Genomic DNA, 25,779 nt, shown 5'->3' with positions numbered 1-25,779 from the left:
CCCACGCGTTGCTTTTAACTTGGCGGATACGCCATCAGCTGCGCCGGTCGACGATATAACGGGCCAGATCGCGCAACGGCTCGGCTGCCGCGTCAAACGGTCGCAGCGCATGCAGGGCTTGATCGCGCAGTTCCAGGGCGTAGGCCTTGGCAGCGTCGAGACCGAGCAGGGCCGGGTAGGTTGGCTTGTCGCGTGCGATATCGGCACCCTGGCGTTTGCCGAGGGTTTCGGTATCGCTTTCGACGTCGAGAATGTCGTCCTGCACCTGGAACGCCAGACCGATGGCCTGTGCATAAGTCTGCAAAGACTTGAGTTCGTCTTTTTCGGCGCGACCACTGGCCAGGGCGCCGAGTTTGACGCTGACCTCGATCAACGCGCCGGTCTTGTGCCGGTGCATGTATTCGAGGGCTTTTTGATCGAGTTTCAGACCGACCGAACCGAGGTCGATGGCTTGACCGCCGACCATGCCTGCCGGGCCCGCGGCCAATGCGAGAGCGCTGACCATTTGCAGGCGGATTTCAGCGTCAGAGTTGCTCAGGCGAGGGTCGAGCAGGGCGCTGAAGGCCAGGCTCTGCAAGCCGTCGCCGGCCAGAATCGCGCAAGCTTCATCGAATTTTTTGTGAGTGGTCGGCTGGCCGCGACGCAGGTCGTCGTCGTCCATGGCCGGCAAATCGTCATGCACCAGGGAATAAGCGTGAATCAGCTCCACCGCGCACGCCGCGCCGTTGGCTTGCTCGGCCTTGCCGCCCAGCGCTTCGCACGCGGCGTAGGCCAGCAGCGGGCGGACCCGTTTGCCGCCATTCATCACGCTGTAGCGCATGGCCTCGTACAGACGCGCGAGCTCAGGGCTCGGCGCGTTGAACAGGGTTTCCAGTGCAGCATTGACGCGGGCCTGGCTGGTCGCCGAATACGCTGCAATCATTCTGGCTGATCCGCGTCGAAGGGTTCCTCGGCCAGCTCGCCATCACGCTCGAGCAGCACCTGAACCTTTTGTTCGGCCTGAGCCAGCGCCGCCTGGCAATCGCGGGTCAGACCGATGCCTTGCTCGAAAGCCGTCAGCGAGTCTTCCAGCGACAATTCGCCGTTCTCCAGACGCTCCACCAGCGTTTGCAGGTCAGCGAGAGATTGTTCGAAATCCAGTGCAGCTTTTTTGCGGGCCATGGCGGCTATTTCCGGTTGACGTTAAACCGGCGCGACACTAGCAGACATGGGGGGTATGGGCAAATGGGCGGGACCCCGTTAACTCACTGGCACGACGAAGAGGCTAACTGATCAAACGAAGCAAAATATGGCGGAAGGGGGCTTCTCTCAGAAAATCTTTCGCAATCAATGGCTGTTCCTTCAGGAGGCTGACAAAGGCGTTTATCCATTTTTCACGTTCACGAACGAGCGCAGCACTTTGAAGCCCAAGCATGTCTCTCGTTTGGCGAACCACATGCTTTTCCCTCCGGTTAAGAGTGGGCATAGGTTCCAGCGAGCCATCCGATGACAGCGAGAACCGCTCGTTACAGCCGGGTGCAGGTTCAATCGGAAGGACCCGGTCTCCTTTTCGTTGTCCACACCCACCTGATCGGATACACCCGTGCGCATAGTTGGTGTAAGTGAACGTCAAGTGAGGGTGCCCATCGTTGCCGCGCTTAGGTTTGATATGGTCAATTTGTCCTGAATCAGGCTCGAGTGGCGTTTCACAATAAACGCAAAGCCCGCCTTGATCGTAATGGAGGCTCGCCTTCACGATTTTTTTCACTAAGTGAAAGGCATTTCCATCGAAGTCGCCTGGCCCCGCATGTGGATGAGCCGCGTTGAAATCCATAAGCGCCTGCGGTGTTACAGGGTTATGAGCCAACTCAATCATTACGCGCCTTCCTAACTTGCGCTGCAAGGAACGTCCAGAGCGTCATATCAGCTTCGGAAATTTCATAACCTGCGTCGTCCAACTCCTTTTTCAACTGTTTGGCTTGTGGACTGGTGCCTGCGCCGTCCCGGAACAATTGTTCATATTCGTGAGCTGTTTCAACTATGTCCATAGGAGGGCGGGTGCTCACATTCATGACCCCTGCCAGTGCGTCTCCCGATTCCTGTGCCAAAGGGCTCATTGCCGGTTGTTCAGAAATCCAGCCTTGCTCATCCTTGTGAATCACGCGGATCTGTTCGCGGTTCACGGTAGTCAATACCTGTGGACTATGTGTGCTGACGATGAACTGGATCTTTGGGAACGCTTTACGTAAGGCTGCGAGCACTTGTTGCTGCCAAGCGGGGTGAAGGTGCAGGTCGACTTCATCTATCAGAACAATGCCTTCAGTCAGCAGCGGGGCTTTATCCTGAAATTGACCATTCAAACGCGCACAGCGAAATGCCATGTCGGCGGTCAACGAGATCATCGCGCGAACGCCATCACTGAGCAGACTGATGGGCAGCAGCCCGTGATCAGGGTGAGACATCGCGAGATCTTCATAGCCAAGGCTGTAATGGAAGTTGCTCCACCCTTCATTCTCCAGAACCAGATTTACGGCGTTTTGAATTCCGGCGATTCTGGGTTTCAGGTCTGACTGCTCATAACCTGGTAGCTCTTGTTGTTGGAGCAGTGCCATTGTCGCCTTGCGCATCCACTGCTGCATTTGCACAAAGTTGGATGCAGAGGATAAGCAGTCTTCGTAACCCATGGTTCTGCTGGCACTCACCACCGCTTTTCGTGAACTGTTGTTATGGGTGATCCAGAGCCGTCCTGCTGGGTAGTAGCTAATTAGCGGCAAGGCAGTCGCTACTTCGGAACGCAGTAGCTCTTGTAGATTCTTACCCCAGTTGGCCAGAGGAGCCGCTTCTTTGGTTGTCGTACGGCTTTTGGGGCCATGCAGGGCTCTCTGCCACTGGATGCTTGGAGTATCAAGAGCCGCATCAATGACGACCGGAAACCTTTGCTCATTTTCAAAACTGTTGCCCAAGCGAACATAACGAGCGTCGGTACGCTCGATGTGCTTGGACTTTCCCATATCGAATGCGCCCACAAAGGGGCCTAGAGCGGTGGCAATGGCTTCCAGAATGGTAGTTTTACCTTGTCCGTTACGTGCGGCAATTACCGTCAGTTCAGGATGGAAGTCGATTTCAATGTCTTCAAATCGACGGAAATCCTTGAGTTTCAGTTTGCGCAGCTTCACAGGCTTACCTCTGGTTCTACCGTCCTTGCCGACGGTTTTTCTGGCCGTAGTTGACCATGAGATGACATTGAGCTCCAGTCAAAATCTTTGTTTGAAACTGGAGAGTTGCTCATCATTGAATTGGGTCTGAATCATCAATTTGATAACGCGTACTGCGCCCACCTCCGGGCAAGCGTTTCAGGCAACCCTTCTCCAGCAACTCAGCCAGATGACGAGTCGCAGTGGCCTTGGATACTTTTGCCACCGCTTGATACTGTGCCGCGCTGATGCTGCCCTCCCCATCGAGCAAGCGATTGAGTACCTTGGCCTGCTCGGCCATTAGCCCTGATTCTCGGTGCGCCTGCCAGAAACGCGCCTTGCCCAGCACGCTTTCGATCCGGGTCATGGCTTGTTGCAAGCTGCGCAGCAGCGTTTGCAGAAACCATTCCAGCCACTCGGTGATATCCGCCGTCGCCTTCTGGCTGGTTTCCAGTACCCGGTAATAGCCGGAGCGATCCTCGAGAATGCTTGCGGACATGGCATAGAAACGGATCGCCTGCGCCTCACCCTGAGCCAACGCAAGATCGGTAATGCTTCGCGTCAAGCGACCGTTGCCATCATCGAAGGGGTGCAGGGTGACGAACCAGAAGTGCGCAATGCCGGCCCGCAGCAATGGATCGAGTGCTTCCTGGCTCCGGCTGGCTTCAAACCAGCCGAGGAAGGTGTTCAGTTGCTGTTCAAGACCTTGGCGGGGCGGTGCCTCGAAGTGGACGGTCGGCCTGTCTAGACGCCCGGACACCACCTGCATCGGCTCGTCGCCGCGCAATGCTCCGACACGGATCGGCCGTACGGCGAAGTCAGTGTCCTGATCCGGAAACAACCAACTATGCCATTCCAGCAATCGCTCCAACGTCAGGGGGTGCGCAAAATGCTGGGTGGCATCAAGCATCAATTGCGCGAGCCCCTCGCTGCGTTGGCTGACTTGATTGCCATTGACCTGTTCCAGGCCCAAACGCCGCGCCAGCGATGAGCGGACCGAGCCGACATTCAGCTGTTCACCCTCGATAGCCGAAGACGTCACGATGTTCTGCAACAGTGCATCCAGTTCGCTCTGAGCGCTCAGCGAACTGCCCACTGAACAGGCCATGCCCATCAACCGACCTTGGGCCTGCACGCACTCGCGCAATAGCGGTGTCAGGCGCTCGGCTTGCCAGTTGAAATTCGGCCAATCGGGCTGCTGCCAGATCCAGTGAGGTGCCATGAACTCGGTGCTCTTGGTATGGGTGAGCCGAATAGAAACGTTATTCGGCTCATGTGGTGAGCCGAATATGACGCCTATTCGGCTCACCGTCCACGCTGCCAGCGTGAATCCCACCGCAAATGTAGATGTATCCGATTGTTAAAAAACCGCCGAATGGCTAATCTTCGCGGCTTCTACGACCCGAAAGTCATGGGTCTTTCTGACGAAACGCAGTTTTTGGATCTGTAACGCGCCGAGGATCGGGCGCAAGGTTTCGTTATGCATGGCAGGAGGCGTCACATGCGTTCATTTCTTCTATTGCTGATGGGGCTCGTCTGCGCGACCGCGGCGTTGGCCGAGCCTTCGGCCGAGGTGTCGGAACCCGTGGGTGGCTGGCGTTATTCCGGCCTGCTGGACCGCACTGAAAATCCTCAAGTCGCCTATCCCACGCCACCGATCGATCGCGGTGTGCAGCGCAATCGCACCATGATCCAGGGCCAGCTCAAGGCCATCGGCACCCAGCGAGGGCCGCACACCCTGGCCGTCAACGGCAACCCGCTGAATCTGTACACCGACGACCAGGGGCGTTTCGCCCGGCCGTATGCGTTCGGCGCGGGTTCCAACAGCGTCGAAGTGCGCAGCGCCGAGGGCAAATCGCTCAAGCGCGTTCAATTCTATGAAGCCAACAACCTGCGCACCCCGGCGCGGATTCGCGTGGTGTTGGGTTGGGACGACCCGAAAGCCGAACTCGATCTGCACATCATTACTCCCGACGGCCAGCACGCGTTCTGGGCTCGCCCGGCGATGAGCAACGGCGGCGGGCTGGACCCGGACGGCGTCGATGGCCCCGGCCCGGAAATGTTCACCATGACCGCGCCGATGCATGGCACCTATCTGGTTTACGTGAACTATTGGGGCAACTTCGGCAGTGGCGGCTATAACTTCGATGAGACCAGCAACCAGAACGAGGTGATCACCTCACAGATCAACCTGGTGCTCAACGAAAACACCGTCGACGAAAAACGCGAGACCTTCATCGTGCCCCTGCGGGCCATCGGTGACCTGCTGCTGGTCAAGACTTTCAACTATTAAGCATCCCGCTCCACGGATGACATCGGGTTTTGTGAACATGAGCGATAACACTGTTTCTCCGGCCGCCGAAACGCCAGCAGCCAAAACTCCTCGCCGCTGGCCGGCGCTGCTGATCGGGCTGGTCCTGGTGGCCGGTGTCGCGGTCGGGTTGGGCTGGTTAATGCTCAAACCCAAGGCGCCCCCGGCGGCGTTGGCCAGCGACAAACTGGGCATGAGCCGGCCGGACGGTCTGCTCGAAACCCATTCCTTGAGCCAATTGCCCAAGGACTTGCTGACGGTGCCGTTCCTCAAGGAAACCCTGACCGAAGATTTCGTCTTCTATTACGAAGCGCATGCCGATCGTCTCGGCTTGATCGGCAGCCTGCGGCGGATCATTTACGAACATGACCTGAAGTTGCAGGACAGTTTGATCGAGCAGCTCTTTGATCAACCGGCAGACGTGGCGCTGTGGCGTGGGGCGGATGGTCGGCTCAAGGATTTCCTGGTGGTGATGGATCGCGGTGGGCTGGCCAAGGTGCTGGAGCCGCTGGCCAAAGTGGCGCTGGATGATTCGCAGCTGACCAAGCTCGGCGACGTGAAAGTCGGCGCTGACGATGTGGCGCTTTATCAACTCAACTACAACGCCAGCAAAGCCCTGGTGTTCGCCTCCCACGGCGACAAACTGGTGGTGCTGTCCAACCCGACCAAACTCTACGATCCGCAAAGCAGCTCATCGGAAGAGGCAGGCAGCGTTTCGACCAAGGCCATCGCCGCATTGCTCAACGGCGACAAACTGTTCCCCGAAGCCTTCGGCTTGCAACCGCGTGCGCCGGAGGTGAAACAACGCCTCTCGGTCAATTCCAGCGTTCTGGCCATGGGGTATCAGCGCTTCATCCCGAACTTCGCCGGGCTGCGTTTCGACATGGACGACAAGGGTTGGCACAGCTTCCTGGCCATGGATGAACTGGACAACCAGCCGGACTTCGATTTCAAACCGATCTGGCAAGCCATGCCGATGGGCGCCAGTGCCTGTGTCGCCTTGCCACTTGCTGCCGAACAACAGAAACCATTGCTGGTAAAACTCGGCGCCGAAGAGTCGGTGGCCCAGGCCCTGACCGAACACATGGCCGGTGCCGCCGGCCTGTGCTGGTACGCTGATTCGCGGTTGTACACGCCGTTGCTGGTGGCCAGCCTGAACGATGATGACAGCGCCAAACTCGACGGCGATCTGGGCAACCTGTTCGGCTCGATGGTCGGTGCTTACGAAGGCAACGTCGAAGAGCACGCGTTCCCGGTGGTCGAGAAACAGGAAGGCCCAACCCACCAATGGCAGCGTCAGGTCAGCTCCAACTTCGGTTCTTACAAGGCCAAGGATGCCGAGCAACCGGACGCGATCACCGGCAAGGCGTTCATGAAAGTCAGCCTGGCGCGCCACGGTTCGACGCTGCTGTTTTCCCTCGACGACAAACTCGTGGATAAAGCCCTCGGTACTCTCGACAAACGCTTCCCGCCGATGGCCGACGTGGTGCCAAAAGACCTGCTGATGCCGGTCTACTTCGGTCCGGATTCGATGGCGCAACTGATGCAACAGGAAACCCTCGACAGCCTGCCGCAGGACATGGAACCGGTGTTCTACAACGCCGCGCAAACCTACCTGATCCCGAAACTGCGCAAACTCGGCGGTTACGGCAAATACGCCCTGACCTTGCCTGAAGGCAGCGAACCCGACGGCCACTGGCAGTGGCTGCCGCTGGAATGGAAAGCCCTGTGACAGCACTTATCCGAGGCCTCGGCCTGCTGGCGATGTTGCTGGGCACCCGGGCATTTGCCACTGAGGCGCCGCCGCTGGACGTGCAGCAATCCCAGGTATTCCGTGCCTGGTTCGTGCGCATCGCCCAGGAACAACTGACCCAAGGTCCGAGCCCGCGTTGGTATCAGCAGGACTGCGCGGGCCTGGTCCGTTTCGCCGCCAACGAAGCGCTGAAAGTTCATGACGACAAATGGCTGCGCAGCAATGGCCTGTCCAACCGTTACCTGCCGCCGGAACTGCAACTGAGCGAGGCCCAACGCGGCCTCGCCCAGCAATGGCAGCAGGGAGGTGGCAAGGTCGGGCCGTACGTCAACGCGATCAAACTGATTCAGTTCAACAGTCATTTGGTCGGCCGGGATCTGGCGCAAGCCCGGCCCGGCGACTTGATGTTTTTCGATCAGGGCGACGACCAGCACCTGATGATCTGGATGGGCCGTTACATCGCCTATCACACCGGCACCACCACCCCGACTGACAACGGCATGCGCTCCGCAAGCCTGCAGCAACTAATGACATGGAAGGACACCCGATGGATACCCGACGCAGCCAACCCCAACTTCATCGGCGTCTATCGACTGAACTTTCTCTCCCAATGATCGGTGCCCGCATGCTGCGTTTTCTGCCTCTGCTGTTGGTCTTAGTGCTGCCTTTTTCGGCGGTCAACGCCGAAGACACCGTCGAGCCAAGCGGCTACACGCCGGTGGCCGGTGAAAGCTTTTTTCTGTTGGCCGACAGCAGTTTTGCCAGCGATGAACAGGCGATGGTTCGCCTCGAAGCGCCGGGGCGCGACTACCGACGGTTTCGCATGGAGCCTTACGGCGGCGCGGACATTCGCGTGTACCGCATCGACAAGCCGCTGGATTTCCTCAAGCGCCAGAAGAACCTGCACCGCGTGGTCAGCGACGGCCAGTTCAAGGGCGAAGGCCTGTCGAACACCCTCGCGTACCTGTGGGACAACTGGTACCGCAAATCCCGTCGCGTGATGCAGCGAGCGTTCTCCTACGAATCGCGTAAGCAAGTCACCGAGGAAGTGCCAGAGCTGAAGATGGGCGCCGCGATGGTCGCGCCAACGCCTTACGACGCGCAGCCGCAATTTGCACTGATTCCGGGCCTGCCGGTGGTCAGCCAATTCCGTTATCCGCTGTGGCAAGCCAAACCGATCCAGCCGCCGGAAGGCGTGAACCTGGCCGGTTCTTCCAGTGAGTTCGTCAGCGTTGCGCCGGGTAACGTTTACATCCCGTTGGGCAACCTCAAACCGGGTCTGTATCTGGTGGAAGCGCTGATCGGCAAGTACCGTGCGACCACCATGGTCTTCGTCTCCAACACCGTAGCCGTGAGCAAGATTGCCGGTGATGAATTGCTGGTGTGGGCCGCGCGCAAACACGAAGGCAGTTCGGTGCCGAAGGTCAACGTGCTGTGGACCGATGGGCTGGGCGTGATGAGCAGTGGCGCGACCGATGCCGATGGTTTGCTGCGCTTGAAACACGTCAGCCCGGAGCGTTCGTTCGTGATCGGCGAGGACGAAGAGGGCGGGGTGTTTGTCTCCGAAAACTTCTATTACGACAGCGAAATCTACGACACCAAACTCTATGCCTTCACCGACCGGCCGCTGTACCGGCCGGGGGATTGGGTGTCGCTGAAGATCGTTGGTCGTGAGTTCAAGAACGCCCGTGACTCGGTGTTGCCGACTGCCGCCGACGTCAACGTGACCGTGCTCGATGCCACCGGCACGGCGCTGCAATCACTGGCGCTGAAACTCGATTCCAAGGCTGGCACTCAAGGTCGGTTCCAGTTGCCGGACAACGCGGTAGCGGGCGGTTACGAGCTGCGTTTCAGCTACAAGGATCAGGCCTACAGCAGTGCCTTCCGTGTCGCCGAATACATCAAGCCGCACTTCGAAATATCCCTGAACCTGGCCAAGCAGGATTACCGCACCGGCGAACCGGTGAAAGGCAACCTCGTGCTGCTGTACCCGGACGGCAAACCGGTGGCCAACGCCAAGTTGAGCCTGAGCCTGCGCGCCCAACAGCTGTCGATGGTCGACAATGAACTGCAATACCTCGGGCAATTCCCGGTGGAACTGACCAGCACCGAACTGACCACCGACTCCAAGGGCAACGCGACGCTCGATCTGCCGGCTGCCGAGAAGCCGAGTCGCTACATGCTCACCGTGTTCGCCAGCGATGGCGCGGCGTATCGGGTCAAGACCACCAAGGAAATCCTCATCGACCGCGGCGCGGCGAGTTTCAGCCTGCGCGCGCCTCAGCGTTTTAGCGCGGTGGGCGACAAGGTTGCGTTCAGTTATTTGAATGAAGGCGGCAGCGAGCAAAGTAAAGCAGTCACGCCAAGCAGCTACAGTTGGGTGCGTCTGGAAGACCAGACGGTTGGCGAAGGCAAACTCGCCGCGAAAGACAAAGGCTTCACCCTGGCCTTCGACCGTCCGGGTACTTACAACCTGACGTTGAAGGATGACCATGACCGCGTGGTGGGTGCCACCGGTCATTCGGTCACGGGCGACGGCGTCAAAGCCGTGCCGGGCACCGTGGAAATCGTCCTCGATAAACCCGAGTACAAGGCCGGCGACGAAGCCCTGGCATTGATCACGCTCCCTGAGCCGATCAGCGATGCACTGCTGTCGCTCGAGCGCGACAAGGTCGAGGCCACAGCGCTACTGTCCAAGGGCGGCGACTGGCTGAAGATGGAGAAACTCAGCGAGACTCAGTACCGCGCGCGGATCCCGGTGAAGGATAGTTTTGCGCCGAACCTGACGTTCTCGGTGCTTTACACCAAGGGCGGTCAGTACAGCTTCCAGAACGCGGGCATCAAGGTGATCGCGCCGCAAATCGACGTGGCGATTGCCACGGACAAAGAGTCGTATCAGCCGGGCGATACCGTGTCGGTGGACTTGACCACGCAGTTCGCCGGCAAGCCTGTTCCAGCGCACCTGACGGTCAGCGTGGTGGACGAAATGGTCTACGCGTTGCAACCGGAAGTTGCGCCGACCATCGACCAGTTTTTCTACCACCCGCGCCGCAACAACGTGCGCACCAGCGCCAGTCTGTCGTTCATCAGCTACGACGTGGCATTGCCGGGCAGCCCTGGCGCGCCGGGCAAAGCTAACCGTAGCGAGCGGGGCGTGAAAGTGCTGGAGCGGCCGCGTCGTGAAGACGTCGACACTGCCGCGTGGCAGCCGGAGTTGATCACCGACGCCACCGGCAAAACCCGTTTCACCTTCAAGATGCCGGACTCGCTGACCCGCTGGCGCATCACCGCCCGGGCCATCGCCGATGACGGTCAGGTCGGGCAGAAGAAGCAATTTGTACGCTCGGAAAAACCGCTGTACCTGAAGTGGAGCGGCCCGACCAAATTCCGCAACGGCGACAAACCTGATCTGGGTGTGTTTGCTTTCAGCCAAGCGGAAAAACCGGTCAAGGCTGAGCTGGTGATTCATTTCGGCGGTACCGAACAACGCGTCCCCGTGACGCTGAATAACGGCATCAACTACATCGCGCTGCCAGCGTTCGCGTTGGCCAGTGGCGAGTGGACGGCTGAGCTGGTGCAGGACGGTAAAACGGCTGATGCTTTGGCTGTGCGACTGACCGCGGCCGGCGAAGGCTGGCAAGTGATCCAAAGTCAAAGCCTGGACGTGGCCAGCGGTGATACGCCGCTGACCTTGCCAGCGGATGCGACGGATATTCGCCTGCGTCTGGATGACAGTCCGCAAGCGCTGTTCCGCTCGGCACTCGACGATCTGTTGAGTTATCCGTACGGCGGCGTCGAACAAACGGCCAGTCGTTTGCTGCCGCTGAGCATTGCGTATCCGGCCTTATCGTCGAATCCGCAAATCCGCGATCGCTTGCGCCTGATCATGCAAAACAGCCGTCTGCGTCTGGTGCAAATGGCCGGGCCTGCGGCGAGCTTCACCTGGTGGGGCATGGACGGCGAGCCGGATGCGTTCCTCACCGCTTACGCGTACTACGCCGACTGGCACGCTAGCAAAGCGTTGGAGTTGAGCCTGCCGCCGGAGCATTGGCAGCGGGTGCTGGAGGTCTATTCGAAGCAGGCCAACAACACGCCGCTGTTGCAGCGCGCGCTGATCCTGTCGTTCGCCAAGCAGATGCAATTGCCGGTGAACACCTTGCTCAGCGGTTTGATGGATGATCTGGCGAAAGCGGGCGAGGGCAATGCGGCGAACCTGATGGACGATGGCGAAGACAGCATCGTCATGAGCGATCCGGATTCGGCGCTGGGTCTGGCAGCCGCTCGTGCGCTGACGGCCTCTTTGGCGAAGCAATCGAAGGTGATTCTGCCGGACGCATTCAATCGTCAACTGGCGGATGCGCAACAGCGTTTGGCCGTCAGCTCTCAACCGTTTGCCGAAGCCTTGAACCTGTCGCTGCAAGCCTTTGATCAGGCTCACGCGGCAGCGTTGTTGCAGCGTTTGCTGCCACAGCAATCGACCCTGGAACGTGCGTTGTCATTGACCTGGTTGCAACGCAGCATCGAGCAGGCTTCGCCCACCCTCTTACTGGCACCGGGTGAAGGCTGGAAGAAAGAACACGGTAATACCGGTGAGGTTTATTGGACGTGGCAGGGTTCTTCGCCAGTGCCTGCGGTGCTGTCGCTGACCGGTACGCAAGAGCGTCCGTTGCGAGCGGCTTTGAGCTTCCAGACCAAACAACCACCGGTTGATCCGATGGCCGTGACCATCACCCGTCGCCTGTCGCGTCTGGTGCCGGGCGACGAAGCCTTCACCTTCAAACTGGAAGCGGTCGGCACCAAACCGTTGTCCAGCGACAGCCTGTATCTGGACGAAGTGATCATCACCAGCAAAGCCGCCAAACCGCTGCGCTACGGCATGCTCGAAGTGCCGCTGCCACCGGGCGCCGATGTCGAGCGCACCACGTGGGGCATCAAGCTCATGGGCAAGGCCGGCACCGAACCGTCCGCGTTGGAGAAAGCGCGTTTCGAGCCGGGGCAAATGGCCTATGCCATTCCGGTCGATGCCTTGAGTGGTGAATTGCGTCTGCGTCATCTGGTGCGCTTCTCGCAAAAAGGCCAGTTCAACCTGCCGCCGGTGCGTTTCACTCAGGTCTATGCGCCACAGCATCAGGCGCAAGAGCAAAAACCGGCCCTCGGCCAGGTCACGGTCAACTGACATGACCCGACCTCTGGTCTGGTGGCTGCTGTTCTTGATTCCTGCGCTGGCGACAGCGCAGGAGGAGCCGCTGCGGCTGGCTTTTAAAGGTGAGTTGCTGTCGTTGAGCCGGACTCAGGTGATCGCGCGCGAGTCGTTGCCTGCTGATGTGCAGACTCCGCTGGGCAGTGTGTGGAAGTTGTTTGTGTACGGCTGGCTGGTGGATACCAACGCCCATGAGCCGGCTTACGAATGTCGCGGGCAGTCGAAAGAGGAAGTTTACTGCTGCACGGCGGGCGGCAAGATTGAGCGCGATCAGGCCTTGGTGAAGTCGTGCGGGTTGTACTTTGAGCCGCAGCGGTTGGGCATTGCTGGCGCTGACTGGCGTGCGTATTGGCAGGCGCGGCAGGCACCGGAGTGGTTGCTGGATTTGGCTTCGTTGCAGCCTTCCACGCGAGTTTCAGTGACTGAGTTGCTGCGAATGCTGGCCGTAATGCCGGCGCAGGATCAAGCGCGGCGGGTGTTGCTGGATGTGGTGTTGAATGCGGCTGACGGCAATGTCGTGGGCGAACTCGGTGGCCGGTTGCGGGTGAAAACCTGGAGCTGGTTGGGGGATCAGGACCCTTCGTCGCGTCAGGGTGGGTTTGCTGGGTGGACGGCGGACGGTACGCCGATTTGGGCCGGTGGGCGTGGGACCAGTCAAATGGTCTTGCGTCACTACGGTGGGGCGTTGGCTTCGGTGTTGCCGGTGGATTGGCCTTTGGATGCAGGACGGTGTGTCGAGGTGGGGCTGTTTTCACGCTATCCCATCGGGCGTGTTCTGGCGGGGGATCGTGTTGTTGAGTCCGGGCCCTTGCTGGGCGATTACCGCGTCGAATTCACCAACGGCAACCAACTCGATATCCACAGCGACGGCGAACTGTTTTTGGTCAAAGACAAACTGATCGCCCGTCTGGACCGCGAAGAATACGTCGCCCGTGTCCTCCAGCGCGAAGCCAAACCCGAACCCGCCGAAGCCGCCAAAGCCCTGGTCGTCGCGATCCGCACGTATCTGCTGCAAAACGCCACCCGCAGCGGCGACTGCCTGAGCATCGACGACAGCAGCAGCCGGCAACGCGTCGCCCCACGTCCAGCCACCGCCGAGTCACGCAACATCGCAGCCTGGACCAGCGACCTGGTCCTCGCCGGCAGCACCGTCACCTACCACACCGATCAGTCCGGCCCGGACAAGCTCTCCTGGCAGCAAGCCGTCGAACAAGCCAACGCCGGCCAACGCTACGACGCCATCCTGCTCCACGCCTATCCGCGTGCCAGCCTCAGCCGCTGGGACAATCCAGTCGCTTCCTGCGAAGCGCTCCCCGCCGCGCAAGACTGGCTGCAACACCAACGCCGCGGCTGGCGTCTGCGGTTGGAAAGCGAGGTTGGCTACAACGAAGTCAGCACCTTCGCCGTCTGCCGCCTGGCTTTCGGCCGCCCCTACGTCGACCGTGAACGCCAGCGCATTTACGTGCGCGGCGTGTTGTCGCTGCAAGACCGCCTCGACCTGACCCACGAATACCTGCACCTGGCCTTCGAAGCACACCCCAACGGCCAGGATGAAACCTACATCGAAGGGCTCGCCCGCCACCTCTTGCTGGAATAGGCCATGAAACTCCGTTATCCACAGGTCTTCCTGTTCCTCTGCTCCTTTTGCGTATGGCCGACGACGTTCGCCGCCGAAAGCGCCGCCAAACTCCACACACCCGTTGGCGGCTGGCGCACCGGTGCGCCTGAAGGCGAAGGCGAAAACTTTCGCCAGATCGTTAACTACCCGGCCTCCTCGGTGAACAACCCGGTGGGGCAGGCCAACACTGCACGCATCACCGGTCAGATCAACGCCACCCCCAAGTCTGGTGAGCCGGGCCGGTTGATCGTCAACGGCGTCAGCATGCCACTGAAGATTGACCCCGCTGGTCGCTTTGATCGCCCGTTCTCATTCCCCAATGGCAGCAACAGCGTCGAAGTCCGCAGCCCCGATGGCCAGCAGCGGCATCGCACGCAATTCCTGAACGCCAGCGGCGGGGCCACTCCGGCGAAGTTGCGGGTGCTACTGGCTTGGGACAGTGATGGCACCGACCTCGACTTGCACCTCATCACACCCGACGGCGCCCATATCTGGTACGGCGACCGCGTTGTTCCTAACGGTGGTGCGCTTGATGTTGACGTGACGACGGGATACGGCCCGGAAATCTTCGCCATGCCTGCGCCGATAAAAGGCCAATACCTGGTGTATGTGAATTACTTTGGGGGTGGGTATCGCAGTGATGAGGAAGGACAGGAGGACGCGGTTCAGCCGCTGACGACAGCGCAAGTGACGGTGATTACAGAGGAAGGGACGCCGAACGAGAAGATGGAGACTTTTCTGGTGCCGATGCGGGCGGTGGGGGAGTTGACGTTGGTTAAGGGGTTTAGTTATCCGTGAGCGTGAAATAAGGCGACCGCAGCGTTTTTACGTAGCTGCAGTCCACGATCCTTGGTTGTCCGATTATTGCGATTCGTCCTCCATGAAGGCGTCATCACTGGCCAGCTCGCGCTCAATCTGTTCGATGCTGGGCAGGCTGGTTTGAAGCTCTGCCGGCAAGGATTCCACCAACTCGTACTCGGCCACGCCGATAGGGCGGGCGTTATCTCGCAGCGCATATTCGGCCACCACCTTGTTCTTGCTCTTGCATAGTAGAAGGCCAATGGTCGGGCCGTCCTGCGGATGTTTGAGTTGCGCATCCACTGCAGTGAGGTAAAAACTCAGTTGCCCCAAATGCTCAGGTTTGAACTTGCCAGCTTTGAGTTCGATCACCACGTAGCAGCGTAGCTTGAGGTGATAAAACAGTAGATCGATGAAGAACTCTTCACCGCCTACATCCAACAGTACTTGCTGGCCGACGAAAGCAAAGCCTGCGCCCAGTTCCAGTAAGAAGTCGGTGACATGCTTAACCAGAGCGTTCTCGATCTCGCGCTCCTGAGCATCAAGGGTCAAGCCGAGGAAGTCGAAACGGTAGGGATCTTTCAGTGATTCGCGGGCAAGGTCGGATTGAGGTTTGGGCAACTGGCTATCGAAGTTGCTGACGGCCTTGCCGCTGCGCTCCAGCAGACGGGTCTCGATCTGCATTACCAAGATGTTGCGCGACCAGTTGTGCTCGATGGCCTGGGCGGCATACCAGCGGCGGTTTTCAGGACTGGACAATTTGTCCAGAAGCGCTATCTGGTGATACCACGGCAATTGTGCAAGCACCTCTTGCACAAATTCCGCGTCCGGCCACGCGCCAGCAAAAGCGCGAAAGTAATTGCGGCGCTGGCCCGACAACCTCTCATTCAGAGTTTCAAAAGACAGGCATGCTTTCTTCCAGGCATTAAAAAGCCGGCTTGTGGCCGGCTTCTCGGGGACTGGCTTGGTTCATTTTTGGTAAACCGCGCCAGCCTTCAAAACGTACACCCGGATCTTGCGTCCGGCTGTGGGACTCGGCGAGAAAATCATCTGCCTTGTCGGTGCGATCTGAGCCGCGGGGCGGGTCGATGCGCAAATGTGGGGCGCAGCATACTGATTTTTTGGGGGGATTCCCAGCGTGGCGTGCGCCCTAGAGCGATTGCGGTTACGTTAGCAACTGGCGAAGCCTGCGTCCGGCTGCGCAGCAGTCGTAAAATCATCTAACCCGGTGTTTCAGGTACACCGCGGATACCGGATGGACGACTGCTGCGCAGCCGGACGCAGGCTTCGCCAGCTGCTACAACGTTATGTGTTTACAGAAAAGGTATGGGTGGCCTGCGTTTGTTCAGGGTCGACCACCAGAACACCCATCCCAGAACCCTTATGTTTTGTTCTTCGATTTGCGGAGGTCTGAAGACTTCATCCGGGTATTCGGAGCTGTTGTGGCTGCGCATGCGTATCGCGTTGCCTGGTACCCGACTCAGGTATTTGATGCGCAACATGCCGTCGTGCTCGATTGCATAAATCTCTCCGTCGACAATTTGCGTGAACCCGCGGTCGATGGCGACGATGGAACCATCTTCAATTTTTTCGGCCATGCTGTTGCCAACCATGCGGGCGCAGATGGCATCGGCGTGGTTGATTTCCAGGGAGTCAAGATCGCTGCGCCGCAGGCGGATCGATTCGCTGGGGTCTTTGATGACATGGGTTTTGTCGGAGCCGGGGGCAGTGGCCGCTTCTTTGTAAAAGGGTAGTTCGATGTCGACTGGGTCGATGACCTGATAGGTGCCTCGGATTGACTGGGCGTCGAAGGTGTTGCCGGATGCGTCGACCAGATGCAATGCCCTGGCGTCTTGCGGTCCTTCGCCGGTTTTCAGCCATTCTGTGTTCACGGACAGTCTTCTGGCGACATCTTCCATGCGGTAGTCAGGAACTCCGCGGGTATACCAGTTATGGACAGTTTGAGGGTCTGAAATACTCAGGAATTCGGCAAATCTCGTCGTCGTGATTTGTAGCTCTTTCAGGAGCATTCTGAATCGTGGTCCGCAGGTTTTGTTCTTTTTCATAAACACGAGTCTAGCCGTGCGGCATAAGGCTTTGATTCAACAAAACGTTCAAATCTGGCGTGAAATTTAAGTCCTGATGTAAGACGTCTTTTGTAAAAATTAAACAAGCAAAAACCGGTTTCCCGCCCGTTAAATGTGCTGTTGAATGTGATTTTCAAACGCCCACAAAAAACCCCGGATCAACCGGGGTTCTTCGTTATAGCCGTTCGTGAGAGACGACTATCAGCCTTTATAGGCAGCAACCGACTTCATGATCTCGGTGCGAGCGGCTTCTGCGTCGCCCCAACCTTCGATCTTCACCCATTTGCCTTTTTCGAGGTCTTTGTAGTTCTCGAAGAAGTGCTTGATCTGTTCCAGCAGCAAAGGTGGCAGATCGGTGTATTCCTTCACGTCGACGTACAGCTGGGACAGCTTGTCGTGTGGGACTGCGATGACTTTGGCATCGCCGCCGCCGTCGTCGGTCATGTGCAGGATGCCGACCGGACGGGCGCGGATGACGGAACCTGGAGCAACCGGGTAAGGGGTCACGACCAGCACGTCGAGGGGGTCACCGTCGTCAGCCAGGGTGTTCGGGATGAAACCGTAGTTGGCCGGGTAGAACATCGGGGTGGCCATGAAACGGTCAACGAACAGGCAATCGCTGTCTTTGTCGATTTCGTATTTGATCGGGGCGTGGTTGGCCGGAATCTCGATCGCGACGTAGATGTCGTTCGGCAGGTCTTTGCCAGCCGGAATCTTGCTGTAGCTCATTGGGCGGTGCCCCCGTTAGTTGACCAAAAACACTTGGCCGGATTGACCAAAAAGTGGCGGCGATTATAGGCATATTCCTTCGTCGACGCCATGTACCAGAGGTCGTAGAGACCTTAGTCGTGTGCCTGATAGACCGGGTCTTCGGCCAGAAGTTGCCGCAGCCGGGCCAGAGGGTCCTGACGATAAAACAGCTTCAGCTGTTCATAGACCTGAGGATACGCCTCGTGCAGCAAATCCGGGGCGCTAAAGAAGTATTCGCTGGTGACCGCGAAGAACTCGGCGGGGTTTTCCGCAGCGTACGGGTCGATGGCGGTGTCAGCGTCGGGATTGCGGTCCAGTTGCCGATCAAGGTCGTCGTAGGCCTCTTGCATGACCTTGGCCCAGTCGCTGACCCGCATGTCGGCGTGCAGTGGCGGCAGGCCGTTGGCGTCGCCGTTGAGCATGTCGAGTTTATGCGCGAGTTCGTGGATCACCAGGTTGTAGCCTTCCCAGCCTCCGCTGGCCATCACGCCGGGCCACGCGAGGATGATCGGGCCTTGCTGCCAGGCTTCGCCGCTGTGTTCGCCGTCCCATTCGTGTTCGACGCCGCTGGCATCGCGATGGCGTTGGGGGCTGAGGAAGTCGTCGGGATAGAGGACGATTTCGTGGAAACCCTGATACCAGTTCAGATCGCCCAGGTGCAGCACCGGCAACTGCGCCTGTGCGGCAAGCAGCAGGCGCTGTTCCTGGTGGAGTTCGACGCCGGGCAGGGCGGTCAAGTGTTTGTCCTGGAGGAACAGCACGCTGGCTTCGCGCAGCCACTGGTCTTCGGCGGCGCTAATGCCATCGAGAAAACTCAAGTGATGACGCACCCGCTGCCACATGTCGTCGGCAATCGGGTGTTTGGCCAAGGTGCGCTGGCGACGCCAGGCGCTAAGGGACCACATGGTGAATCAGCGCGATTGAGTTTTGGACGCGGCGTTGCCGAAGCGGCTGCGGATGATTCCGATAATCATCGGCACCAGCGACAACAGGATGATGCCCACGACCAGCAGCGACAGGTTTTGCTTGATGAACGGTACGTTGCCGAAGAAGTAACCCAGGGTCACCAGGCCACCCACCCACAAAATAGTGCCGAGGACGCTGAAGGCGAAGAAACGCGGGTAAGGCATTTTGGCGACGCCGGCGACGAACGGTGCAAAGGTGCGGATGATGGGCAGGAAGCGCGCCAAGGTTACGGTTTTGCCGCCGTGTTTGTCGTAGAAGTCGTGGGTTTGCTGCAGGTAGTCGCGGCGGAAGATTTTCGAGTTCGGGTTGCTGAACAAACGCTCACCCGCCGTTCGTCCGATCACGTAGTTGGTACTGTCGCCAAGGATCGCCGCCAGCATCAGCAGGCCGCCCAGCAGCACCGGGTCCATGCCGCCACCGGCCGCAACGGCACCCGCGATGAACAGCAGGGAGTCGCCCGGCAGGAACGGCATGACCACCAGACCGGTTTCGCAGAAGATCACCAGGAACAGAATGGCGTAAATCCATGGCCCGTAGTTGTTTACCAGCAAATCGAGGTAAACATCGAGATGCAGGATAAGATCGAGCGGGTTGAAATCCATGGAGAGCACCTGAGGTGACGGCCCGACTCGGCAGGCCTGTGCGGATGACTTCGCGAAAGGCTACAGACGGGTGTAGTTTTTCTTACAAGCCGGAAAGGTCGGCATTATACGGGCTGAGAGGTGAAAAGCGCGTTGAGTTTGTAGCGGGGGATTTCGGAGCGCAGTGAGAGAAGATCGCAGCCTCTGGCCGTACCCATAAGGGCTGCGATCTTTTCGGCTTATAGCTCGTCGCTGATCGGCAACACGTAGTTCTTGAACTCGGTGTCTTCCTTGAACCCGATGGATTCGTAGGTTTTCTGCGCGACTTCGTTATTGCTGCTGGTGGAAACGCGCATGCGTACAGCGTTGGTTTCCTTGGCCATTTTCTTCGCAGTGCGGATGAGGTTGTCGGCCACCAACTGGCGGCGGGCCTCTTCGGCGACGTAGATGTCGTTGAGGATCCACACGCGCTTCAGCGAAAGGGACGAAAAGCTCGGATACAACTGACAGAAACCCATCAGTTTGTTGCTGTCGTCATCGGCCAGGGCCAGGTAGATCACCGACTCCTTGCGACGCAGGCGCTTTTCAAGGAACGCCCGGGACGAGTCCGGATAAGCCAGGGAGCCATAAAACTCGCGATATTTGACGAACAACGGGGTCAGCAGGTCCAGGTGTTCGAGCGTCGCTTGAATAATCCGCATGGTAGGTCTCGTCTTCAAGTGGCTGTCTTCACGTACTGTGACGGCGAACGGTTCTCACTCGGGCGGCCGTGTTTCGATCCTGCCTGAAACTGGGTCAGAAACGCAATGCGGAAACGGTTCAGGCATCCGACGAACTCAGTAGGAAATTACCTTTCATGCCTGCTCCAGCGTCCGACTCGAGTGTCTGAACTTGAGCTTCGTCCTTCAGATTGACCCCTGACAACTGCCGCCGACAGGCCTCGCGCATCAAATACAGCAAACGGTGTGCCGCCATGCCGTAACTCAGGCCTTCGAGTCGGACGTTGGAGATGCAGTTGCGATAGGCATCCGTCAGCCCGACCTTTGGATTATAGGTGAAATACAGCCCCAGGCTGTCCGGGGAGCTGAGGCCAGGGCGTTCGCCGATCAGGATCACCACCATTTTTGCACCCAGCAGTTCACCGATTTCGTCGGCTACGGCGACCCGACCCTGTTCCACCAGAATGACCGGTGAGACGGACCAGCCGTCACTCACAATCTGATCTTCCATCCGTGCCAGAAACGGCAGGGTATGGCGATGAACGGCCAGCGCCGACAACCCATCGGCAACGACAATTGCCAGATCGACACCGCCGGGATTGGCCAATGCGTAATCGCGCAGTGTCTGCGCCGAATCATCACTCAGCTTTCGCCCCAAATCGGGGCGTTGCAAATAACTGTTCCGGTCCGTAGCGGCGCTGTGTAGCAGCAGACTGGCACGCCCGCGTTCAGCCAGTTGTGAGCTGAGCCCCACATGGTCGAACGGTAAGTGCACCGCATCCCGCGCCTGAGCGTGGGCGTACTGGAAATCCAGCTGCGCGCTGGTCGGCATGCTGGTGCCGGTTCTTCCCAAGGCGATCCGCGCCGGCGTCAGGCGACGCAGTTCCAGCAACGGGTTCTGTGGATCAACGGGTGGTTTATCCATTTCAACACTCATCCCAGTTGCGCCATCGCTTGGCGGAAAGCCGGCGGCAGGCTGTCGCCGAAGTGAATCTTGCCGTCTGCCTGGGTGAAAATGCCCATTCTTGCCAGCCATTGTTCGAATTCCGGCGCCGGTTTCAGGCCCAGGGTCTGACGGGCGTAAAGGGCGTCGTGGAACGAGGTGGTCTGATAGTTGAGCATGATGTCATCGGAGCCGGGGATGCCCATGATGAAGTTGATCCCGGCCACGCCCAACAGGGTCAGCAGGGTGTCCATATCGTCCTGGTCGGCTTCGGCGTGGTTGGTGTAACAGATGTCGCAACCCATGGGCACGCCCAGGAGCTTGCCGCAGAAGTGGTCTTCGAGGCCGGCGCGGATGATCTGTTTACCGTTGTAGAGGTATTCCGGGCCGATGAATCCTACGACGGTGTTCACCAGGAACGGTTTGAAATGTCGCGCAACGGCGTAGGCGCGGGTTTCGCAGGTCTGTTGATCGATGCCGTGGTGGGCGTTGGCTGACAGGGCGCTGCCCTGACCGGTTTCGAAATACATCAGATTCTGGCCCAGCGTGCCGCGATTCAGGCTCAAACCGGCGTCGTAACCCTCCTGCAACACGTTCAGGTTGATGCCGAAACTGGCGTTGGCCGCTTCGGTGCCGGCGATCGACTGGAACACCAGGTCCAGCGGAACGCCGCGATTGATAGCCTCAATGGACGTGGTGACATGCGTCAGCACGCAGGCCTGGGTGGGAATCTCGTAGCGCTGAATGATCGCGTCGAGCATTTCCAGCATGGCGCAGATCGAGGCGATACTGTCGGTGGCCGGGTTGATGCCGATCATCGCGTCGCCGTTGCCGTACAGCAGGCCGTCCAAAATGCTCGCGGCGATGCCGGCCGGTTCGTCGGTGGGGTGATTGGGTTGCAGGCGTGTGGATAACCGGCCGCGCAAACCCATCGTGCCGCGGAATTTTGTAACAACACGGATTTTCTGCGCCACCAGCACCAGATCCTGCACGCGCATGATCTTCGACACGGCAGCGGCCATTTCCGGGGTCAGACCTGGCGCGAGGGCGCGCAGGCTCTGTTCGTCGGCGGCATCGCTGAGCAGCCAGTCGCGAAAGCCGCCGACAGTGAGGTGGCTGACAGCCGCGAAAGCTTGTTTATCGTGAGTGTCGATGATCAGTCGGGTGACTTCATCGGCCTCATAAGGAATCAGCACTTCCTGTAGGAAATGAGTGAGCGGGATGTCAGCCAAGGCCATCTGCGCGGCAACGCGCTCGCCATCGTTAAGTGCCGCGACGCCAGCCAGGAAATCCCCTGAGCGTGCCGGACTGGCCTTGGCCATCACCTCCTTGAGGCTTTCGAAGCGATAAATCAGGCCACCGACAGTGTGAGCAAAACTAGCCATACAGATTCTCCGTGACGGCGCAGATGGGGTCTGCGCCGTAATTTTCGGCCCTTTTAGTGCAGGGCTTCTTCAGCTTTCTGAATGGCCGCGAATTCTTCTTCGGGCGTGCCTGCTACCAAGTGATGCCGACTGTAGAAAGCAAAGTAAGCAATTAACACTCCATAGATGATCGCAGCGCCAATTACCACGCGTGGGTCTACCAGAAAACCCGCCACCACGGCGATGCAAGCCAGCACCAGCGCGACACCCGAGGTGAAGATACCGCCCGGCGTGCGGTATGGGCGATCCATTTTGGGGCGCCGAATGCGCAGTGTGATGTGCGCCGCCATCATCAGGACGTAGGAAATGGTCGCGCCGAACACCGCCACCAGAATCAGCAAGTCACCCTGACCGGTCAGTGACAAGCCGAATCCGATGATGCCGGGAATAATCAGTGCCAATACGGGAGCCTTGCTTTTGTTGGTTTCTGACAGTTTGCGCGGCAGGTAGCCGGCGCGGGACAGTGCAAAGATCTGCCGCGAGTAGGCGTAGATGATCGAGAAGAAACTGGCAATCAACCCGGCCAGGCCCACCAAATTAACGAAGTGGCCCATCCAGGTCGAGCCACCATAGGCCTTGCTCAGCGCTTCGACCAACGGGTTACCCGAGGTCATCAAAGCATTGGCGCCCGCACCGCCAGGGCCGATCACCAGAATCAGCAGGGCAAAGGTCACCAGCACCAGCATTGCACCAATCAACCCGCGTGGCAGGTCGCGTTTCGGGTTTTTGGTTTCTTCTGCCGCCAGTGGCACACCTTCAACAGCCAGGAAAAACCAGATCGCATAGGGAATGGCTGCCCACACGCCGACGTAGCCGAACGGCAGGAAGCTGCTGGCGCCCTTGGCCTCGGTCACCGGGATGTCGAGCAGGTTGGCGACGCTGAAGTGCGGCACCATCGCCACCAGAAACACTCCCAGCGCTAGGGCGGCGACGGCGGTGATGACGAACATCAGTTTCAGGGCTTCGCCGACCCCGAAAATGTGAATGGCGATAAAGATGATGTAGAACGCCAGGTAAATCATCCAGCCGCCGATGCCGAACAGTGATTCGCAATAGGCGCCGATAAACACCGCGATCGCCGCTGGGGCGATGGCGTATTCGATCAGGATTGCGGTCCCGGTCAGGAACCCGCCCCAAGGGCCGAACGCACTGCGGGCAAAACCGTAGCCGCCACCGGCGGTAGGGATCATTGACGACAGTTCCGCCAAGGAAAAGCACATACACAGGTACATGGTCGCCATCAGCAACGTGGCGAGAAACATGCCGCCCCAGCCACCTTGGGCCAGGCCGAAGTTCCAACCCGCATAATCGCCGGAGATGACGTAGGCCACGCCCAGACCCACTAGCAGGACCCAGCCTGCTGCACCTTTTTTCAGTTCACGTTGCTGGAAATAGTCGGAGCCGACCTTTTCGAAGTCGACCGAGGAGGTAGCCGGCTGCACGCTGGCTTGATCGCTAGACATAGGGGTTCACCTGTTCTTATTGTTTTTGACCGGCGTGTTTGCCGGGTTGGCGCGAAGGCGCAATGTGCAAGCAAGCTCACTCCCAGAAGGAGAGTGGCTTGCCTGCGACAGACGCTTTTAGAAGAAGCCCAGCGGATTGATGTCGTAGCTCACCAGCAGGTTTTTGGTCTGCTGATAATGGTCGAGCATCATTTTGTGGGTTTCACGACCGACGCCGGATTTTTTGTAACCGCCGAACGCGGCATGCGCCGGGTACAGGTGGTAGCAGTTGGTCCACACACGACCGGCCTTGATGGCGCGGCCCATGCGATAGGCGCGGTTGATATCGCGGGTCCACAGACCGGCACCCAGGCCGAACTCGGTGTCGTTGGCGATGGCCAGGGCTTCGGCTTCGTCCTTGAAGGTGGTGATGCTCACCACCGGGCCAAAGATTTCTTCCTGGAACACGCGCATTTTGTTGGTGCCCTTGAGCAGAGTCGGCTGGATGTAATACCCGGTCGCCAAGTTGCCTTCGAGTTTTTCCACCTTGCCGCCGGTCAACAGCTCGGCGCCTTCGCCCTTGGCGATTTCCAGGTACGAAAGGATTTTGTCGAATTGCTGCTCGGACGCCTGGGCGCCGACCATGGTGTCGGTGTCCAGCGGGTCGCCACGTTTGATCGACAGCACTTTTTTCATCACGACTTTCATGAAGTCGTCGTAGATCGACTCTTGCACCAATGCACGGGATGGGCAGGTGCAGACTTCGCCCTGGTTGAAGAACGCCAGCACCAGGCCTTCGGCGGCTTTTTCGATGAAGGTTTCTTCGGCTTGCATGATGTCGGCGAAGAAGATGTTTGGCGACTTGCCACCCAGCTCCACGGTGGACGGAATGATGTTTTCGGCGGCGCATTTCATGATGTGCGAGCCGACCGGGGTCGAGCCGGTGAAGGCGATCTTGGCGATGCGTTTGCTGGTGGCCAGTGCTTCGCCGGCTTCTTTGCCGAAGCCTTGCACGACGTTGAGTACGCCGGGCGGCAGCAGGTCGCCGATCAGCTCCATTAGCACGGTAATGCCCAGTGGCGTTTGTTCGGCAGGCTTGAGCACCACGCAGTTACCGGCCGCCAGGGCCGGGGCGAGTTTCCAGGCGGCCATCAGGATCGGGAAGTTCCACGGGATGATCTGCCCGACCACGCCCAGCGGTTCATGGATGTGATAGGCCACGGTGTTGCCGTCGATCTCGGCAGCGCTGCCTTCCTGGGCGCGGATGCAACCGGCGAAGTAACGGAAGTGGTCGGCTGCCAGCGGGATGTCGGCGTTGAGGGTTTCACGCACGGCTTTGCCGTTGTCCCAGGATTCGGTGATCGCCAGGACTTCGAGGTTTTGTTCGATGCGGTCGGCGATTTTCAGCAGCACCAGCGAGCGCGCCTGGGCGGACGTGGCGCCCCAGGCATCGGCGGCCGCGTGGGCAGCGTCCAGGGCCTTTTCGATGTCTTCGGCCGTGGAGCGCGGGAATTCGGCAATCGGTTGGCCATTCACTGGCGAGGTATTGGTGAAGTACTGACCTTTGACAGGCGCGACAAACTCGCCGCCGATGTAGTTACCGTATTTGCTCTTGAACGAAACGATAGCGCCTTCAGTACCGGGGTGAGCGTAACGCATGGTGATTTCTCCTTGGCTTTTGTGCTTATAAGGGAGAGCGCATGTGCGCTTGCTATAAGCGTAGAGCAAAGGTCGGGCCACTGCCTTGCAGGTCAGGCAAATCAAGGCTTTACGCGGTTTTTGTCGGACCGGCGGACTCTGTCTGTGACGGTTTCGGTACGGTCCCCGTGACACTTTGTACCGCTTCTGGCGCAACGTGTGACGGGTCGGTCTCGCCAGCATTGCAATGCGCGTCGCGCTGGAGGATGCTCGGCTCACGCAATTTTGCTTCGTGTAGCAGCTGCCGAAGGCTGCGTCCGAGTGCGAAGCGCTCGCCTCGTTTTCGGCAATGCATACGGGACACAGGTTTACGACT

21 protein-coding genes and 1 pseudogene are annotated in these 25,779 nt (G+C 59.0%); 6 read left to right on the top strand and 16 right to left on the bottom strand.

Features of this window, described 5'->3' with window-relative positions; genetic code table 11:
* Positions 1-34: 34 nt before the first annotated feature.
* From ispA to QFX16_RS25665, 5 genes are all read right to left on the bottom strand, one after another.
* A complete protein-coding gene (gene ispA / locus QFX16_RS25685; RefSeq protein WP_095131404.1) occupies positions 35-922 on the bottom strand; it encodes a (2E,6E)-farnesyl diphosphate synthase in 888 nt (295 codons plus the stop codon).
* Complete coding sequence (locus QFX16_RS25680) at positions 919-1,161, bottom strand: exodeoxyribonuclease VII small subunit (protein WP_007894317.1); 243 nt, start codon at positions 1,159-1,161, stop codon at positions 919-921. Before QFX16_RS25680 ends, ispA begins: the two co-directional genes overlap by 4 nt.
* 103 nt (positions 1,162-1,264) lie before the next feature.
* On the bottom strand, positions 1,265-1,855 hold the full coding sequence (locus QFX16_RS25675) for a retron system putative HNH endonuclease (RefSeq protein ID WP_283181826.1): 591 nt from the start codon (positions 1,853-1,855) through the stop codon (positions 1,265-1,267).
* Positions 1,848-3,155: an AAA family ATPase gene (locus tag QFX16_RS25670; RefSeq protein ID WP_283181825.1), complete on the bottom strand. Its 1,308-nt coding sequence runs from the start codon at positions 3,153-3,155 to the stop codon at positions 1,848-1,850. The genes QFX16_RS25675 and QFX16_RS25670 overlap by 8 nt, the downstream gene beginning before the upstream one ends.
* Positions 3,156-3,267: 112 nt before the next feature.
* A complete protein-coding gene (locus tag QFX16_RS25665) occupies positions 3,268-4,395 on the bottom strand; it encodes a Fic family protein (RefSeq protein ID WP_283181824.1) in 1,128 nt (375 codons plus the stop codon).
* Positions 4,396-4,674: 279 nt separating this feature from the next.
* Here QFX16_RS25665 and QFX16_RS25660 point away from each other — a divergent pair, with 279 nt between their 5' ends.
* From QFX16_RS25660 to QFX16_RS25645, 4 genes are read left to right on the top strand one after another with little or no spacing between them, the layout of a single operon-like run.
* Positions 4,675-5,466: a YfaP family protein gene (locus QFX16_RS25660; protein WP_283181823.1), complete on the top strand. Its 792-nt coding sequence runs from the start codon at positions 4,675-4,677 to the stop codon at positions 5,464-5,466.
* A gap of 37 nt (positions 5,467-5,503) precedes the next feature.
* Positions 5,504-7,216 (top strand): DUF2138 domain-containing protein, encoded by a 1,713-nt coding sequence (locus tag QFX16_RS25655; protein WP_283181822.1) that lies wholly within the window; start codon positions 5,504-5,506, stop codon positions 7,214-7,216.
* 32 nt (positions 7,217-7,248) lie between these two features.
* Positions 7,249-7,851: a DUF1175 domain-containing protein gene (locus QFX16_RS25650; protein ID WP_224789262.1), complete on the top strand. Its 603-nt coding sequence runs from the start codon at positions 7,249-7,251 to the stop codon at positions 7,849-7,851.
* Positions 7,848-12,413 (top strand): alpha-2-macroglobulin family protein, encoded by a 4,566-nt coding sequence (locus QFX16_RS25645; RefSeq protein WP_283184637.1) that lies wholly within the window; start codon positions 7,848-7,850, stop codon positions 12,411-12,413. The genes QFX16_RS25650 and QFX16_RS25645 overlap by 4 nt, the downstream gene beginning before the upstream one ends.
* Here QFX16_RS25645 and QFX16_RS29610 read toward each other — a convergent pair.
* Positions 12,406-12,708 (bottom strand): hypothetical protein, encoded by a 303-nt coding sequence (locus tag QFX16_RS29610; RefSeq protein ID WP_369698818.1) that lies wholly within the window; start codon positions 12,706-12,708, stop codon positions 12,406-12,408. The genes QFX16_RS25645 and QFX16_RS29610 overlap by 8 nt on opposite strands.
* Here QFX16_RS29610 and QFX16_RS25640 point away from each other — a divergent pair.
* Together QFX16_RS25640 and QFX16_RS25635 are read left to right on the top strand one after the other, a co-directional pair.
* Complete coding sequence (locus tag QFX16_RS25640) at positions 12,598-14,034, top strand: DUF2300 domain-containing protein (protein ID WP_369698817.1); 1,437 nt, start codon at positions 12,598-12,600, stop codon at positions 14,032-14,034. The two genes, QFX16_RS29610 and QFX16_RS25640, sit on opposite strands and share 111 nt — an antisense overlap.
* Before the next feature lie 3 nt (positions 14,035-14,037).
* Positions 14,038-14,853: a YfaP family protein gene (locus QFX16_RS25635; RefSeq protein ID WP_283181820.1), complete on the top strand. Its 816-nt coding sequence runs from the start codon at positions 14,038-14,040 to the stop codon at positions 14,851-14,853.
* A 63-nt stretch (positions 14,854-14,916) separates the two neighbouring features.
* Here QFX16_RS25635 and QFX16_RS25630 read toward each other — a convergent pair.
* The 10 genes and pseudogenes from QFX16_RS25630 to exaC all read right to left on the bottom strand — a co-directional run.
* Positions 14,917-15,711: pseudogene (locus QFX16_RS25630) on the bottom strand (PDDEXK nuclease domain-containing protein); the annotation flags it as partial.
* Positions 15,712-16,166: 455 nt separating this feature from the next.
* Positions 16,167-16,919: a S24 family peptidase gene (locus QFX16_RS25625; protein WP_283181819.1), complete on the bottom strand. Its 753-nt coding sequence runs from the start codon at positions 16,917-16,919 to the stop codon at positions 16,167-16,169.
* Positions 16,920-17,141: 222 nt separating this feature from the next.
* A complete protein-coding gene (gene ppa, locus QFX16_RS25620) occupies positions 17,142-17,669 on the bottom strand; it encodes an inorganic diphosphatase (RefSeq protein ID WP_028620880.1) in 528 nt (175 codons plus the stop codon).
* Positions 17,670-17,782: 113 nt separating this feature from the next.
* Positions 17,783-18,595, bottom strand: a complete 813-nt coding sequence (locus QFX16_RS25615; protein ID WP_283181818.1) for a M90 family metallopeptidase — start codon at positions 18,593-18,595, stop codon at positions 17,783-17,785.
* Between the two features lie 6 nt (positions 18,596-18,601).
* Positions 18,602-19,258: a DedA family protein gene (locus QFX16_RS25610; RefSeq protein ID WP_283181817.1), complete on the bottom strand. Its 657-nt coding sequence runs from the start codon at positions 19,256-19,258 to the stop codon at positions 18,602-18,604.
* A 218-nt stretch (positions 19,259-19,476) separates the two neighbouring features.
* Positions 19,477-19,938 (bottom strand): GNAT family N-acetyltransferase, encoded by a 462-nt coding sequence (locus tag QFX16_RS25605; protein WP_095130795.1) that lies wholly within the window; start codon positions 19,936-19,938, stop codon positions 19,477-19,479.
* Between the two features lie 118 nt (positions 19,939-20,056).
* Positions 20,057-20,881, bottom strand: a complete 825-nt coding sequence (eutC, locus tag QFX16_RS25600) for an ethanolamine ammonia-lyase subunit EutC (RefSeq protein ID WP_283181816.1) — start codon at positions 20,879-20,881, stop codon at positions 20,057-20,059.
* Between the two features lie 8 nt (positions 20,882-20,889).
* Positions 20,890-22,284, bottom strand: a complete 1,395-nt coding sequence (locus tag QFX16_RS25595) for an ethanolamine ammonia-lyase subunit EutB (protein WP_283181815.1) — start codon at positions 22,282-22,284, stop codon at positions 20,890-20,892.
* Positions 22,285-22,337: 53 nt separating this feature from the next.
* Complete coding sequence (gene eat / locus QFX16_RS25590; RefSeq protein WP_283181814.1) at positions 22,338-23,786, bottom strand: ethanolamine permease; 1,449 nt, start codon at positions 23,784-23,786, stop codon at positions 22,338-22,340.
* Between the two features lie 117 nt (positions 23,787-23,903).
* Positions 23,904-25,424: an acetaldehyde dehydrogenase ExaC gene (gene exaC / locus QFX16_RS25585; RefSeq protein WP_033054129.1), complete on the bottom strand. Its 1,521-nt coding sequence runs from the start codon at positions 25,422-25,424 to the stop codon at positions 23,904-23,906.
* Positions 25,425-25,779: the final 355 nt, after the last annotated feature.

Origin of the sequence: Pseudomonas svalbardensis (assembly GCF_030053115.1) — a bacterium.
GTDB classification, from domain to species: Bacteria; Pseudomonadota; Gammaproteobacteria; order Pseudomonadales; family Pseudomonadaceae; genus Aquipseudomonas; species Aquipseudomonas svalbardensis.
The sequence above is the reverse complement of the archived record's forward strand: the minus strand, read 5'-3'. Positions and strand labels throughout refer to the sequence as shown.